Source organism: Olivibacter sp. CPCC 100613 (assembly GCF_036959255.1).
Lineage (GTDB): Bacteria > Bacteroidota > Bacteroidia > Sphingobacteriales > Sphingobacteriaceae > Olivibacter.
Window position 1 is genome coordinate 1 of sequence record NZ_JAWMTI010000039.1, and the last position, 745, is coordinate 745.

Here is a 745-nt window from a genome sequence, read left to right on the forward strand (position 1 = left end):
TCCCTATACCCTTTTGCGTATATAGGGATGCTTTTTCTATATTGTCCCTTCCCAAAGGGAAAGGAACGTCTCCACTGTTGTCTTCTCTTGTGTTTTTTTCTTCCAATATGTCAAAGAACCTCTTTCAAAGTAAAAAGTTAAAAGTTAAAAAACCATACAGGCCTTTTGAATCTTTATTTTTTACTTTTTAATTCGAACTGTGGAGAATAACGGATTCGAACCGTTGACCCCCTGCGTGCAAGGCAGGTGCTCTAGCCAGCTGAGCTAATCCCCCTTCCGGTAGTCCCGAGCAGATTTGAACTGCTGACCCCTACATTATCAGTGTAGTGCTCTGACCGACTGAGCTACGGGACTGCTTCGCTTCCGCACGGTGCTCCCGTTAGGGCCGCCCGGCTTCTCTTTTTCCACTTATCTTTTTTTCAAGAAATCTTCATGAGGTAACGGCCGCTCTGCCGGCGGCGCTCCAGAAAGGAGGTATTCCAGCCGCACCTTCCGGTACGGCTACCTTGTTACGACTTAGCCNCGCACGGTGCTCCCGTTAGGGCCGCCCGGCTTCTCTTTTTCCACTTATCTTTTTTTCAAGAAATCTTCATGAGGTAACGGCCGCTCTGCCGGCGGCGCTCCAGAAAGGAGGTATTCCAGCCGCACCTTCCGGTACGGCTACCTTGTTACGACTTAGCCCCAATTACCGGTTTTACCCTGACACGCTCCTTGCGGTTACATGCTTTAGGTACCCCCGGCTTTC

The 745-nt window shown here is 49.7% G+C and carries 2 tRNA genes and 1 rRNA gene; all 3 read right to left on the minus strand.

The features are described from left to right. Positions 1 to 200: 200 nt before the first annotated feature. Positions 201 to 274: transfer RNA gene (locus RYH73_RS26580), tRNA-Ala, on the minus strand. A gap of 6 nt (positions 275 to 280) precedes the next feature. Further along, a tRNA-Ile gene (locus RYH73_RS26585) sits at positions 281 to 354 on the minus strand. A gap of 272 nt (positions 355 to 626) precedes the next feature. Beyond that, a 16S ribosomal RNA gene (locus RYH73_RS26590) occupies positions 627 to 745 on the minus strand; the annotation flags it as partial.